Annotated in this window: 14 protein-coding genes; 7 read left to right on the top strand and 7 right to left on the bottom strand. The window is 67.0% G+C overall.

Annotation, left to right across the window (positions count from 1 at the left end; all coding sequences use genetic code 11):
• The first annotated feature begins 180 nt into the window (after nt 1-180).
• The 3 genes from LDO22_RS15250 (at nt 181) to LDO22_RS15240 (ending at nt 2401) form a co-directional block, all read left to right on the top strand.
• Complete coding sequence (locus tag LDO22_RS15250) at nt 181-798, top strand: nuclease PIN (protein ID WP_159634237.1); 618 nt, start codon at nt 181-183, stop codon at nt 796-798.
• A 1-nt stretch (nt 799) separates the two neighbouring features.
• Complete coding sequence (locus LDO22_RS15245; RefSeq protein WP_224024288.1) at nt 800-1810, top strand: inorganic phosphate transporter; 1011 nt, start codon at nt 800-802, stop codon at nt 1808-1810.
• Nucleotides 1811-1993: 183 nt separating this feature from the next.
• Nucleotides 1994-2401, top strand: coding sequence for a hypothetical protein (locus LDO22_RS15240; protein WP_224024287.1), 408 nt, complete (start codon nt 1994-1996; stop codon nt 2399-2401).
• A 145-nt stretch (nt 2402-2546) separates the two neighbouring features.
• Here LDO22_RS15240 and LDO22_RS15235 read toward each other — a convergent pair whose 3' ends face one another.
• The 5 genes from LDO22_RS15235 to pstS all read right to left on the bottom strand — a co-directional run bounded on the left by LDO22_RS15235 (nt 2547) and on the right by pstS (nt 7188).
• Complete coding sequence (locus LDO22_RS15235; RefSeq protein WP_224024285.1) at nt 2547-2975, bottom strand: hypothetical protein; 429 nt, start codon at nt 2973-2975, stop codon at nt 2547-2549.
• 93 nt (nt 2976-3068) lie between these two features.
• Nucleotides 3069-3848, bottom strand: coding sequence for a phosphate ABC transporter ATP-binding protein PstB (gene pstB, locus LDO22_RS15230; RefSeq protein ID WP_018763202.1), 780 nt, complete (start codon nt 3846-3848; stop codon nt 3069-3071).
• Between the two features lie 71 nt (nt 3849-3919).
• Nucleotides 3920-5032 carry a phosphate ABC transporter permease PstA gene (pstA, locus tag LDO22_RS15225; RefSeq protein ID WP_159634246.1) on the bottom strand — a complete coding sequence of 371 codons (1113 nt, stop codon included), beginning with the start codon at nt 5030-5032 and terminating at the stop codon, nt 3920-3922.
• Nucleotides 5033-5965: a phosphate ABC transporter permease subunit PstC gene (gene pstC, locus LDO22_RS15220; protein WP_224024282.1), complete on the bottom strand. Its 933-nt coding sequence runs from the start codon at nt 5963-5965 to the stop codon at nt 5033-5035.
• Nucleotides 5966-6066: 101 nt separating this feature from the next.
• Nucleotides 6067-7188, bottom strand: coding sequence for a phosphate ABC transporter substrate-binding protein PstS (pstS, locus tag LDO22_RS15215; RefSeq protein WP_159634252.1), 1122 nt, complete (start codon nt 7186-7188; stop codon nt 6067-6069).
• A gap of 251 nt (nt 7189-7439) precedes the next feature.
• On the opposite strand from pstS, the gene LDO22_RS15210 reads away from it, so the two are divergent.
• From LDO22_RS15210 to LDO22_RS15200, 3 genes are all read left to right on the top strand, one after another.
• Nucleotides 7440-8567, top strand: coding sequence for an FUSC family protein (locus LDO22_RS15210; RefSeq protein ID WP_224024280.1), 1128 nt, complete (start codon nt 7440-7442; stop codon nt 8565-8567).
• Between the two features lie 29 nt (nt 8568-8596).
• Complete coding sequence (gene radA / locus LDO22_RS15205; protein WP_159634258.1) at nt 8597-9970, top strand: DNA repair protein RadA; 1374 nt, start codon at nt 8597-8599, stop codon at nt 9968-9970.
• 117 nt (nt 9971-10087) lie between these two features.
• Nucleotides 10088-11776 carry a HAMP domain-containing sensor histidine kinase gene (locus tag LDO22_RS15200; RefSeq protein WP_224024278.1) on the top strand — a complete coding sequence of 563 codons (1689 nt, stop codon included), beginning with the start codon at nt 10088-10090 and terminating at the stop codon, nt 11774-11776.
• Between the two features lie 13 nt (nt 11777-11789).
• Here LDO22_RS15200 and LDO22_RS15195 read toward each other — a convergent pair whose 3' ends face one another.
• On the bottom strand, nt 11790-12029 hold the full coding sequence (locus LDO22_RS15195) for a hypothetical protein (RefSeq protein WP_224024276.1): 240 nt from the start codon (nt 12027-12029) through the stop codon (nt 11790-11792).
• A 119-nt stretch (nt 12030-12148) separates the two neighbouring features.
• Here LDO22_RS15195 and LDO22_RS15190 point away from each other — a divergent pair, with 119 nt between their 5' ends.
• Entirely contained in the window at nt 12149-12637 is a 489-nt protein-coding gene (locus tag LDO22_RS15190) for an NUDIX domain-containing protein (protein WP_224024274.1), read from the top strand.
• Nucleotides 12638-12682: 45 nt separating this feature from the next.
• On the opposite strand, the gene LDO22_RS15185 is transcribed toward LDO22_RS15190, so the two are convergent.
• Entirely contained in the window at nt 12683-13912 is a 1230-nt protein-coding gene (locus tag LDO22_RS15185) for a beta-ketoacyl-[acyl-carrier-protein] synthase family protein (protein WP_224024272.1), read from the bottom strand.
• Between the last annotated feature and the right edge of the window lie 5 nt (nt 13913-13917).

The raw sequence follows: 13917 nt of genomic DNA, 5'->3' as shown, positions 1-13917 counted from the left end.
GCCTAGAGCGGCCTACCGCCGAGAGGCGTATCCGGTTCGGCACCATTTTTCTGCCCTCTTCCAGGTGGCCGATTCAGAGGGTGCAGTTACGGGCCGGTAGAGTAAGCGTCAGTTGCGCGCCGCCGTCAAGTCACGCGGCAGCAACCCCCGCCTTGATACGTCCTGGAGACCGGTAAACACGTGAAGCTGCGCCTTTTTCCACAGGAGCCCGCAGGGCTGAACCTGCTCTCACAGATGGCACAACAGATCGTGCTGGCCACCGCCACCCTGGCCGAGATCCTTGGCGTACCCGCGGACGAGCACGGCAAGCTCGTTGAGGACATGCACAACATCGAGGCCAAGTCCGCCGAACTGCATTTCGCGCTGCTGACGCACATGCGCACCAGCTTTGTGAATCCCCTGCCCCGCGAGGACATGTACGCCCTCTCCCGGTACCTCAACGAAGCCATGGAAAAGATGGACGCCGCGGCAGAGCTGGTGGCCCTCTACCGGCTGGACCGCCTCCCGAAGCGCGCCGCAGACCAGCTGGAGATCATCAGCAGGCAGGCCGAACTGACCGTTGACGCCATGCGCAGGCTCAATGACCTGGATGACCTCGAGGACTACTGGATCGAGATCCTGCGCCTCGCCAAACGGGCAGAACGGACCCACCGCGTCTGGGTGGCGGACATGATCGCGGACATGAAGTGGGCCCAGTACTCCCGCAACCGGGACATCGCCAACCAGCTGGTGGAGGTCACCAAGGACATGCGGCGGGTGGCCACCCAGGTAGGCAGCATCATCGTCAAGGAATCCTGACGTGACCGCAGTCATCTTCGGCGCGGTGGTCCTGCTGGCCGCGGCGTTTGCCTTCCTGAACGGTTTCCGCGACGCGTCCACCTCGGTGGCCCTGGCCGTGCGCAACCGGGCCCTCACCCCCAGCGTCGGCGTGCTCCTCGCCGCGTTCTTCAACTTTGTCGGCGCCCTCCTGAGCGCCCTGCTCGCCGTCGCCGTCAGCCGGACCTGGATCAACCTTCCGTCCGGCACCGACGGCCTGGCCATCCTGGTGGCGGGCCTGGCCAGCGCCTGCGCCTGGGGCGTGCTGATGTGGTGGCGCGGCATCCCCGCCTCCTCCACCCACGCCCTGGTGGGCGGGCTCGCCGGCGCAGGCCTCGCCAGCCTGGCGATCGGAGGCCCGGGAGTGGCAGGCGTGGACCAGTCGCTCCTGTTCCAGGTGGTCCTGCCGCTGGTGCTGTCCCCGCTCGTGGCCTACAGCGGCTCCTTCCTCCTGGTGTATCCGGCCACATGGGTGGCCCGCTACACCCAGCCCAACGTGGTGAACCAGCGCTTCCGCCGGGGCCAGGCTGTTGCAGCCGGCGCGGTGGCCTTTGGCCACGGCCTGCAGGACGGGCAGCGCGTCAGCGCGGTACTGCTGCTGGCCCTGCTGGCAGGAGGCTATTCCGACGGCGGGATCCCCACCTGGGTTGCGGCGCTGTCCGCGGTGATGATGACCGCCGGGACGCTCTTCGGGGGATGGCGGATCTCCCACACCATTGGATACAAGATCACCAGGATCGATCCTCTTCGTGGTTCCGTGGCCCAGACCTTCAGCGCGCTGATGCTCTTCGTGGGGGCCATCGGGCTGCACTGGCCGCTTTCCACTACCCACACCGTCACGGCAGGGGCCCTCGGCGCCGGGGAAAACCAGCACTTTTCGGTCACCAACCGGAAACTGGTCATCCGGATCCTGTGGCTCTGGGGGCTGACCCCGCTGGCGACGTGCGCCCTGGGCTTCGTGCTTGCGCTGGCCCTCTCCCCCATTTCCGTCTAGGCAGGCCCACCCGGGGGCGGCGCTGCCCTGTACAGGGAATCCGCCGTGACGTAGATTCGAGAGTGCGCCCCCGGTCAACGGTGCCGGGGACCGGCGTCCGCGCCGTGTGCAGGGCTGCGGACCAGGTGCCGCTGCAGCCACCCGGCGGCTTGGATGCACAACGCGGAAAAGAGCAGGCGCGCCATGTCCCACTCCTATTCCCGGCGCCACCTTCCACAGCCCCGGCAACCCCAGTGCGAGGCCTGCGGAACCGAGCACCAGCTGACCATCCACGCCATCACTGCCATCGGCGCTGCCGGCGGGGACCTGGTCACAGTGTCCTACACCTGCAACGACTGCGACCTGTTCCAGGAACACACGGCCTACGCCACCGACGTCGCGGCCGCACTGAACCAGGTCCGCTGGATGGCCCAGGTGGTCCTCTTCGGCGACGACTACATCCACTGCGGCTTCCCCATGGAGGAGGCGGAGTTCGAAGTTGAGCGGCTCTGCTACCGCAGCAACAGGTCAGGCAGCGGGCTCAACGCCGTATCCCTGCCCACCCGGGTCCTGCGCTGCCACTGCGGGTTCCAGCTGGAGGTCCCGGAATAGGCACCGCGCACTCTTACCGCGCGCTGCACTGTGACGGGCAGGCGCAATGGCGGGCAGGCGCAATGATGGCCCGGCTCGATGTGCAGGAGCCGTCCCTGCGCATCGAACCGGGCCATCGTTGGGCACGGCGTGCTTTGCGGGTTTGCTAGAGCTCCAGGGCCACAGGGCTGACGACGGCGGCGGCCATCAGGACGGTGGAGAGCTCCTCCGGGGTGAGGTTGGCGGCGGTGCACAGTTCGCCGTCCGCCACTCCGGCAGCGGAGGCCTTGCGGACAGCCTGCCGCAGGGACTCCTGGGCCGTGTCCAGTTCCCACTGCATGCTTTCGAGGCGTGAGCTGGTGCGCCAGACCTCGGCCAGGACGTCCTCTTCCTCGATGGCTTCCTCAACGCCGGCCGCGGCCAGGGCGAGGTGCGGTTCGAGCTCCGGCGCCAGCGGACCGGCAGCCAGGGGTCCCGCCAGTCCCGCCGCAGCCGCGAAAGCCTGCGCCGGTTCGACAGCGTCCTGGACTGCGTCCACCCCGGGTACGGAAACAGTAAGCTGGGGGCCCAGGGGTTCACTGGCCGTCTGCGTCATGGCAAAACTCCTTAAGCGGGCTTACTACTAGTTCCGAAAGTATCTCGATTAGCGTACTAAACGCGTCAGTAGATCGCCAACGGGAACAGCGGCTTACCCGAAGCGTCCGGAGACGTAGTCTTCCGTGGCCTTCTGTACGGGGTTGCTGAAGATGGTGTGGGTGTCGCCGTACTCGATCAGCTTGCCCGGCTTGCCGGTGCCTGCAATGTTGAAGAAGGCGGTCTTGTCGGATACGCGCGCGGCCTGCTGCATGTTGTGGGTAACGATCACCACGGTGTACTGGTCCTTGAGCTCGTTGATGAGGTCCTCAATGGCCAGGGTGGAAATCGGGTCCAGGGCGGAACAGGGCTCATCCATGAGGATCACCTGCGGCTCCACGGCAATGGCGCGGGCGATGCAGAGGCGCTGCTGCTGGCCGCCCGAGAGGCCGGAACCGGGCTTCTCCAGCCGGTCCTTGACCTCGTTCCAGAGGTTGGCGCCCTTGAGGGAGCGTTCCACCAGGACATCTGCCTCGCCCTTGGAGATCTTCTTGTTGTTCAGCTTCACGCCCGCCAGAACGTTGTCCCGGATGGACATCGTGGGGAACGGGTTGGGCCGCTGGAAGACCATGCCGATCTGCGAGCGCACGGTTACGGGGTCCACGCCGGGGCCGTAAAGGTTGTCGCCGTCCAGCAGGACCTCGCCCTCAACGCGCGCGCCGGGGATGACCTCGTGCATGCGGTTCAGGGTGCGGAGGAAGGTGGACTTTCCGCAGCCGGAGGGGCCGATGAACGCGGTCACGGACTTGGCCTCGATGTTGATGCTGACGTCCTCAACGGCGAGGAAGTCGCCGTAGTACACGTTCAGGTCCTTGACGTCGATGCGCTTAGACATGGTGTTCCTTCACTTACTGGGTATGGATTGAAGTCTAGGATCCGCCGCGGTATGGCGGAAGGAGGGCCTGGTTACCGGCCGGTTTTGGGGGCGAAGATCCTGGCGATCAGGCGTGCCACCAGGTTCAGGACCATCACCAGGATGATCAGGACCAGGGCCGCACCCCAGGCCCGCTGGGAGGACGGGTCCGGGTTGGACGGCGAGGTGGGATTGAGGATCTGGGTGTAGATGAACGTGGGCAGCGAGGCCATCCAGCCGCCGAACACGTTGGAGTTGATGCTGGTGGCAAAGCCGGCGGTGACCAAAATGGGCGCCGTCTCGCCGATGACCCTGGCGATCGCCAGGGTGACGCCGGACGCGATGCCGGAGATCGCCGTCGGGATAACCACCTTGAGGATGGTCCGCCACTTGCGGACGCCCAGGGCGTAGGCGGCCTCGCGGAGCTCGTTGGGGACGATCTTGAGCATTTCCTCGCTGGAGCGGACCACCACGGGGATCATCAGCACGGAAAGCGCGACGGCGGCCACCGCACCGGTCTTGGTGCCCGGGCCCACCACCACGAAGAAGAACGCGGCAGCGAACAGGCCGGCCACGATGGAGGGGATGCCGGTCATGACGTCCACAAAGAACGTGATGGCCTTGGCCAGGCGGCCGTCGTTGCCATACTCCACCAGGTAAATGGCCGTGAGCAGCCCCACGGGAACGGAGATTACGGTGGCCAGCAGCGTGATCTGCACGGTGCCCAGGAGGGCGTGGTAGATGCCGCCCATCACCGGGCCTCCGCTTTCCACGGCCTTGTTGTCGAACGCGCCCGTAACGCCGTTCATGGAGGTGGTGAGGAAGCCGGGGTCGATGAGGCCGGGGATGCCGTTGATCAGCACGGTCCAGATCACCGAAACCAGGGGCAGCAGCGCCACCAGGAACGAGCCGACCACCAGGCAGGTGGCCAGCTTGTCCTTTGCCTTGCGGGAGCCTTCCACCGCGGCGCTCCAGGACACCAGGCCCACAGCGAACAGGATCGCGGAGACCAGGCCCCAGCCGAACGGGTTGAAGCCGATCAGGGCAAGGATGGCAGCGCCGACGATCAGGGCTCCACCGAGCACCGCGTAGGGTGCGTACTTGGGCAGCTGGCCCTTGGTGAGCGCCGACCGCTTGCTGCGGACGGGGGTAAGCGTGGAGGTCATTTAGTTGGCTCCCGAGAATTCTTTGTGCCGGGTGATGACCCAGCGCGCGATCATGTTCACGGCCAGGGTGATGACGAACAGCACCAGGCCGGCGGCGATCAGGGTGCTGACCTTGAGGCCGCTGGCTTCGGGGAAGTTCAGGGCGATCTCGGCGGCGATGGTCTGGTTGCCGGACTGGATCAGGCTGGCGGTCAGGGCACCGGAGGAGAGCACCAGGGCAACGGCCATGGTCTCACCCAGGGCGCGGCCCAGGCCCAGCATGATGGCGCTGATGATGCCGGGGCGGGCGAAGGGCAGCACGGCCATCTTGATCATTTCCCAGCGGGTGGCACCGAGTGCCAGCGCAGCTTCCTCATGCAGCTTGGGGGTCTGCAGGAAGATCTCGCGGGACAGCGAGGTGATGATGGGCAGGACCATGACCGCCAGGACGATCCCGGCGGTGAGGATGGTCTTGCCGGTGGTGGAGGCCGGGCCCTGGAAAATGGGGAGCCAGCCCATGTTGGTTGCGAGCCAGCCGTACGCCGGCGCGATCTCCTTGGCAAGGAAAGCGGCACCCCAGGCGCCGTAGACAACGGAGGGGATGGCGGCGAGCAGGTCCACCACGTAGCCGAGGCCGGACGCCAGGCGGCGGGGTGCGAAGTGGGAGATGAACAGCGCCACGCCGATGGCGACAGGTGTGGCGATCACCAGCGCAATGGCAGCGGCGATGAGCGTGCCGATCACGATGGGCCAGATGTAGGCGAAGAAGCCCTGGCCGCCCTGGATCTTGTCTGCGGGCGCGGTCAGCGCGGGGATTGCCTGGACTACCAGGAAAAGCGCGACGCCGAAAAGGACGGCGAGGATCAGGCACCCGGCTGCCAGCGTGGCGCCGGAGAAGACTTTGTCCCCGGCGCGCCCGGCGCCCTGGGTACTGGTCAGGGAGGTGGCGGTCATTCGACGGCCCTTCGATTCGTAGCTGGATTAAGGATGCGGTGCAAAGCCAAGTTCCCCGCACTGCCGTCCGGCAGGCGGGGAACCCGGTTTTACAGCGTTGGCTAGGACTTGACCTTGATCGAGTCGATGGCCTTGGCGGCCTTGGCTGCGAGGTCCGAGGACAGCGGGGCGGACTTGGCCGACTCTGCTGCGGCCTTCTGGCCCTCTGCGGAAACTACGTAGTGCTCGAAGGCCTTGACCAGGTCAACGGTCTCCTGCTTGTCGTAGGTGGTGCACAGGACGTGGAAGGACACCAGGACGATCGGGTAGGCGCCCGCGATGGTGGTCTTGCGGTCCAGCTTGATGGAGAGATCGTTGGCGGCGCGGCCCTCGACGGGCTTGCCGGCGTCCACTGCCTTGGCAGCAGCATCGGCGGAGATCTTGGTGAAGGAGTCGCCCACCTTGATCTGGGCAACGCCCAGCTTGCCGCTGACGGCGGAGTCGTCGGCGTAGGTCACGGCACCGGGGGTGTCCGTGACGGTCTTGACCACGCCGGAGGTGCCCTTGGCGTTTTCGCCCTGGAGGCTGGCGGGCCACACACCGGCGGCCTTGTCGGTCCAGACGTCGGAGGCGGCGGCGGCCAGGTAGTCAGTGAAGTTCTGCGTGGTGCCCGAGTCGTCGGAGCGGTTCACCGGGGTGACCTTCAGGTCGGGCAGCGAGACGCCGGCGTTCAGGGCGGCGATGGCGGGGTCGTTCCACTTGGCGATCTGGCCACGGAAGATCTTGGCCACGGTGGTGGCGTCCAGCTTCAGGTCGGTGACGCCGGGAACGTTGAAGGCCACGGCGATCGGGGAGATGTAGACGGGGACGTTGATGGCGCCCTCGGGGCCGCAGACGGACTTGGACGAGGCGTATTCCTCATCCTTCAGGTAGGCGTCCGAGCCGGCGAACTGTGCCGAGCCGTCCAGGATGGCCTTGCGGCCTGCGCCGGAGCCGTCCGGGGAGTACTGCACGCTGGCGCCGGAGTTGGCGGAGGCGAAGTTCGTCTTCCAGGCGTCCATGGCGGCGCCCTGGGCGGAGGAACCGATGCCAGTCAGCGTACCGGTCACCTTGGTGCCGCCGGCGGACTGGGAGCCGGCAGGGGCGGTGCCCGTGGCGTTGTCTGAACCGCAGGCGGAGAGCGCGAGTGCGCCGGCTGCGATAACAGCGATAGCCGCGTGGCGGCCGAAGCGGAGTGCCTTCACTAGATGTACCCCTTCCAGGGTTATTCAGGTGCGGGACAGGGACGGAGAACCCTGCTGCGCGATGCGTACGTTTTGTACCTTCAAGAAAGTTAAGGGCCGCAGGTAACGGGATGGGCTGTCCAAAGTGAACGGAGGATTAACGACGGCGGGATATTGGCTGACAAATGCCGGGTCACCATTGCGCAGATCACATGCGCAGTCGTAGTGCACCTGCGCCGGGCAGTGGATCGGCACTGAATAGACTTGGACCCATGGCCATCCCAGCAGGACTCTCAGCGACCAGGCGGTTCCTGCGCAGCCGGATCCGGACCGGGTTGATCCGAAGCCGCAACTCCTTTGTGCCCGCCATCCAGATGACCGTGTGCGCGGTGGGCGCCTATGCGTTCGCCGAGTACGTCCTGGGCCACTCCGGCCCCCTGTTCGCTGCCACCTCGTCGCTGATCGCCCTCGGGTTTTCCCGGGAGCCGCGGCTGCGGCGCGTGATGGAAGTGGGCCTGGGCTGCACCATCGGCATTGCTGTCGGTGACCTGCTCCTGCACTGGCTGGGCGGCGATATCTGGGTGGCCGCCGTCGTGCTCCTCTTCTCGATCCTGCTGGCCCGTTTCCTGGACAGCGGGAATATCTTCACCACGCAGCTGGCGCTTCAATCGCTGCTGGTGGTCTTGCTGCCGGCACCGTCCGGGGGCCCGTTCACCCGGAGCATCGATGCCGTGGTGGGCGGAATGTGCGCCCTGCTGGTGACCATCCTGGTACCCAAGGACCCGCGCCAGGAGCCGCGCCGGGATGTGCAGAAACTGCTGCATGAACTGGCGGAGGTGCTGCGGGAATGTGCCGGGGCGCTGGCCAACAGTGATTCCACCCAGGCCTGGCATGCGCTGATCCGCGGCCGGAACTGCCAGCCGCTGGTGGATGCCATGCGCCAGTCCCTCCGGGCGTCCGGCGAGGTGGCCACGCTGGCGCCCGCCTACCGGCGGCACCGCGATGAACTGGACCGGCTGAAGCAGTCGCTGGATTTTATCGACCTCGCCCTGAGGAACAGCCGCGTGTTTGCGCGGCGGTTGACCAGCGCCATCAACCACACGGCGCTCTCGGACGAGGCGACGGACAGCATCGCGGGGGTGCTGCAGGAGACAGCTGCCGCCATTGACGAGCTTTCCCTGGGCCTTGCGGAGACGCACGAAGGCGTCCGCCGCGCCCACTTGCGCACTGCCCGGCGGGACCTGAGCGAGATCGCTCTTCGCCTGCATCCCAAGCTCCTGGAGGTGACGCGGCTGGAGGGCGAAACTGTGGTCATGCTGTTCCGGCCGCTGATGGTGGACCTGCTGGAAGCCACCGGCATGGATGCGGCCGAGGCCAGGGACGTGCTGCCGGCGCTGTAGTGTCGGTGCCCGCCGCTAGGGTTGGACGCATGGCAACAAAGACTTCCCGGGCATCCAAGGCGCCCGCGTACAAATGCGCCGAGTGCGGCTGGACCACGGCCAAGTGGGTGGGCCGCTGCGGCGAGTGCCAGGCGTGGGGCACGGTGGAGGAAACGGGTACTGCCGTGGCACGGACGACGGCGGCTACAACAGTCGCGGAGCCCGCGCGCCGGATTGCCGACGTCGATGCCACTACGGCAGCTTTCCTGCCCACCGGCGTGGACGAACTGGACCGGGTGCTGGGCGGCGGCCTGGTTCCGGGCGCCGTCATCCTGCTGGCCGGCGAACCCGGCGTCGGCAAATCCACGCTGCTGCTGGACGTCGCTGCCAAGTTCGCCCGCACCGCCCAGGACGTCCTCTATGTCACTGGCGAGGAATCGGCCGCCCAGGTCAAACTGCGGGCCGAACGGATCGACGCCGTCGCCGAATCCCTGTACCTGTCCGCGGAGACGGACCTCGGCCAGGCCTTGGGCCAGGTGGAGAAGATCGAGCCGCGGCTGCTGATCGTGGACTCGGTGCAGACGCTCAGCAGCGCCGATGTTGACGGCAGCGCGGGCGGCGTGTCGCAGGTCCGCGAGGTGGCCGCATCCATCATCGCGGCCGCCAAGCGGCGGAACATGACCACCCTGCTGGTGGGGCACGTTACCAAGGACGGTTCCATTGCCGGGCCCCGCCTGCTGGAGCACCTGGTGGATGTGGTGTGCCAGTTCGAGGGCGAGCGGCACTCCCGCCTGCGGTTGCTGCGCGCCGTGAAGAACCGGTACGGGCCCACCGACGACGTCGGCTGCTTCGACCTCAATGAGAACGGCATCGAGGGACTGGCGGATCCCAGCGGGCTGTTCGTCAGCCGCACCAAGGACCCGGTTTCCGGGACCTGCATCACCGTCACCATGGAGGGGCGCCGCCCGTTGCTTGCGGAAGTGCAGTCGCTGCTCGCCGAAAGCCCCAACTCGCAGCCCCGCCGCGCCACCAGCGGCCTGGACAGTTCACGCGTGTCCATGCTGTTGGCCGTACTGCAGCAGCGCGCAGGGACCATGCTGCACAAGGATGATTCCTACGTTGCCACCGTGGGCGGGGTGAAGCTCAGTGAACCGGCCACGGACCTGGCGGTGGCCCTTGCCGTGGCGTCGGCCAAGGCCCGCAAGCCTTTGCCCATCCGGCTTATTGCCTTCGGCGAGGTGGGGCTGGCAGGCGAGGTCCGGCCCGTACCGGGCATCAACCAGCGCATCCAGGAAGCCCACCGGCTGGGATTCACCCACGCCGTGGTTCCGGCCAGCCACACCGGGCCCGGTCCCGTGCCGGCGGGATTCTCGGTGCGTGAAGTAGAGCACCTCACGGAGGCGCTCAGCCTCCTGATTGGCTAGCAGCCTGCTTCCGGGGGCCGGTGCGGGGGCAGCGGGCAGAGCACTGGTTCCCGGCGGGTACTCTAAGTCCAGAACCTTCTCGCAGACGGAGGCTTACATTTCTGTGCTGGGGGCAGCGTGGTAATCGGGGAAAAGCAGGGGACCGCCAGTGCGGTGAACCATGAACGCACGGCGCAGGTACAGCCGGTGGTGTCCGACCGACTCGATGGCCTGTTGGTGAGCCTTAGTCCCCGCATGCGGGTGGCCGCCAGTCAATCGCCGGTCACGTTGGCCATGGTCCTCGTGGTGGTTGCCACGGCCGTCTTCAGCCCAGAGACATTCAACAGCAAGCTCTTTATGGCAGCCCTGCTGTTCCATCTTGCAATCGCCGCCTTGTGCGTGGCCACGCCCTGGGCCCGGATCCCGGCGGCGACGTTTGCCGTGATCCCGCTTATGGATTGCATCGCCATCGGGCTCACCCGGCAGGCGGGTGGACCTACCTTCAGCGTGCTGAGCGTAATGCTGGTATTTCCCGTCATCTGGCTCTCTGCGCAGGTCCGGCCGTACATGCCGGTCCTGGCCATTGCTGGGACGGTCCTCAGCATCGTTGTTCCCGCTGCCGTGCAGGGCTCGTCCCCGGCCGGGGGATCCATGATCCGCACCCTCATCCTTCCCCTGGTCATGTCTGTCATCGCGGTGACCGCCCACGTGGTGGCCACCACCATCCGCCGCCATCGCGTCAGGCTTGTTGAAAACGAACAGGATCTGGCCCGCACGCTGGCGGAAAGCGTCCGCCGGCAGGCCCTGCTTGATGCAGTGCTGAAGGCTGTTGGGGTGGGCGTCTGGGTGGTGGACACCTGGGGCCACACCGTGCTGGCCAACAGGGCGATGCGCACGGACCCCGCCCTCGGCGGCGTGATGGGCCCTGCCGAAGGGCCGGGCGCGCTGATGCTGGCGGACCGCTGTACACCGGTACCGTCAGGCCTGCTTCCCGCAGCCCGGGCCGCAGCCGGCGATGCCTTCACGGACGAGTTGTATTGGGCCGGCCCCGCAGACCGCCAGCGTGCCTACTCCGTGAGCTCGCATAGCTTCCCTCCCGCCGGCGGCCAGGAAGGTGGGGCCGTCATCACCTTTGTGGACGTCACCACCCTGGTCAGTGCGCTGGCGGCCAAGGACGACTTCGTTGCCACTGTCTCGCACGAGCTGCGGACACCGCTCACGTCCATCCTGGGCTACCTGGAACTGGTCTTGGACGAACCCGGGCATGAGGACATCCGGGAGGAGCTTTTGGTGGTGCGCCGGAACTCGGAACACTTGCTGAGCCTGGTCAATGACCTGATCGCTGTGGCATCCGAGCGGATGGACCTGTCGCTGGAGGAAACGGACCTGGCCCGGCTGCTGGCCCTGGAAGTGGATGCCGCACTCCCCAAGGCCGCCGGCAACGGGCTGCAGCTGGTCCTTGACGTGGAGCAGCCGCTGCCGGCAAGGGTGGATCCGGAGCGAATCGGCCAGGTGGTCAGGAACCTGCTCTCGAACGCCATCAAGTACTCCCCCAGCGGCGGCCTCATCACTGCCGGGGCCGTCAGGACCGATGCGGGCCTGGTCTGTTCCGTCACCGATACGGGCGTGGGAATGACGCAGGAAGAGCAGGAACAGGCATTCACCAAGTTCTTCCGCTCGGCCCGGTCGCGGGAAACGGCCATCCCGGGCGCGGGCCTGGGGTTGCCCGTCAGCAAGACCATCGTTGAAGGCCACGGTGGATCCATCAGCCTGGACAGTGAGCCCGGTGTGGGCACCACTGCGACCTTCATCCTGCCGTTACGCTGACAGCTCCGGGCAGTCAGGAAGCGGCGCCGGCCAGCCAGCTGGAAACGTCGCTGCGCAGCACCAGCAGCGGGCCGCCGGTGGCGCTCACATTGCCGTTGGCAACGTAATACCCGCGGCCCGACCCCGTTCCCCCGGCCGCGCGGTCCAGGGCATCCACCAGATGCCGCGGCAGGTGGCCCTGGGGACCAAGGCTGCGGAGTTCTTCCACTTCTTCCGGGGTGAGCCGTCCCAAAACCTCAGCAATGTTGGCCATGAGTGCTCCTTTCGAGCGGAGTGCCTGGCAGGGTGCCTGAAGGAATAACCTAGAGCAGCGCCGTGAACTCCACGTTAACGGCGGACGGCAACTGCACTTCCTGACGATCCGGAGACCCAATGCCCATTCGAAGCGCAGGCATCCTGCTGTACCGACAGGCCCCGGCCACCCCCGGCGGCGCCCCGGACGGGCTGCAGGTATGGATAGCCCACATGGGCGGTCCGTTTTGGGCACGCAAGGACACGCACGCCTGGTCCATTCCCAAAGGTGAGTACGCCGACGGCGAGGACCCGCTGGCTGCTGCACTGCGGGAGTTCGCAGAGGAAATGGGGACTGCGGCCCCGGAGGCTGAATACCGGCTGCTCGGCGAGTTCCGGCAGTCCTCCGGAAAGCTCATCACCGCCTACGCGGCGCAGGCTGAGTTCGCCCCGGAGGCGATCAACAGCAACACTTTCCCGCTGGAATGGCCCAAGGGGTCCGGCAAAATCCAGCACTACCCCGAGATCGACGACGCCCGCTGGTTCCCTGAGCAGGAGGCCCGGCTCAAACTCGTCAAGGGCCAGCTGCCCATCCTCGATGCACTGGTTGAGGACATGGCGGGCAGCTAGACCCCCGCTTAACGCGCTGCTGCATCGGCGTTTTCCAGCGTTTGGCTACGCGCCGGTGAGCACCAGAGCCACGCTGTGGCCGCCGAAGCCGAACGCATTCACCAGGCCCGCCTGGGCATACCCGGGCGGAAGCTGGTGTGCGTTTTCGGTGACGACGTTAAGGTCCACTTCCGGGTCCAGTGCCTCCACGTTCAGCGTCCCGGGAAGGTGGCCGGTGCGGAGGGCTTCGAGGACCACGACGGCGGCCAGCGCGCCGGCGCCGCCCAGCAGGTGTCCGGTGTGACCCTTCGTGGACGTCACCGGTACGGAGGCGCCGAAGACGGCATTGATCGCCTGGCCTTCCAGCCGGTCACCCACGGGGGTGGACGTGGCGTGGGCGTGGACAAACCCAATCCCCGCCGGTTCCATCCCGGCCGAGTCCAGCGCCTTCTGCATGACGCGGCGCTGCATCGCAGGATCTGCCGCCACGATGTCGTTGGCATCGGAGGTCACCGCTCCCCCGGCGACGGCACCAAGGATGATGGCGCCGCGGGCACGGGCGTGCTCTTCGCTCTCCAGCACCACCACCGCGGCTCCCTCGGCGAGCACAAACCCGTCCCGGCCGCCGTCGAACGGGCGCGCGGCCCGCTGCGGGTCATCCGAACGGGTGGACAGTGCACGGATCTGCGCGAAGCCGCTGATCACCAGGTCATTGACGGAGGCATCGACGCCGCCGGCAATAACGACGTCGGCGGCACCGGAGCGGATCAGCTCGGCTGCCTGGACAATCGCCTCAGCCCCTGAGGCGCAGGCGCTGACCGGCGTCCGTGCGCCGCCGCGGGCGCCAAGGTCGATGGAGACCCAGGCGGCGGGACCGTTGGCCATCAGCCGGGTAAGGGTGTGCGGGGAAACCTTCCGCGGCCCGGACTGGTTCAGCGTGCGGTCCTGCTCGATGGTGGAACCCAGGCCGCCGTATGCGGAACCGATCACCACCGCAAACCGCTCGGGGTCAACCTCGGGGCTCCCGGCCTGCGTCCACGCCTCACGGGCTGCGACCAGGGCGAGCTGGCCGCAACGGTCCATCCGCTTCATTTCGCGGGTGCTGAGGTGCTCCGAAAGGTCGGCAGTAATTTGCCCGGCAATTTTGACCGGCAGCTGCTCCGCCCAGTCCTGGTGCAGGGCGGTGATCCCGGAGCGCCCCTCAAGCAGGGCCTCCCAGGTCTCCTTGACCGTGGTGCCGAGCGGGTTGATGGTGCCGGCACCGGTGACGACGGCGCGGGGTGCAGGAGTGTTCACGGATG

Source organism: Arthrobacter sp. NicSoilC5 (assembly GCF_019977395.1).
Classification (GTDB): Bacteria; Actinomycetota; Actinomycetes; order Actinomycetales; family Micrococcaceae; genus Arthrobacter.
Note: the sequence above shows the minus strand (reverse complement) of the source record. Positions and strands in the feature narration are given on the sequence as shown.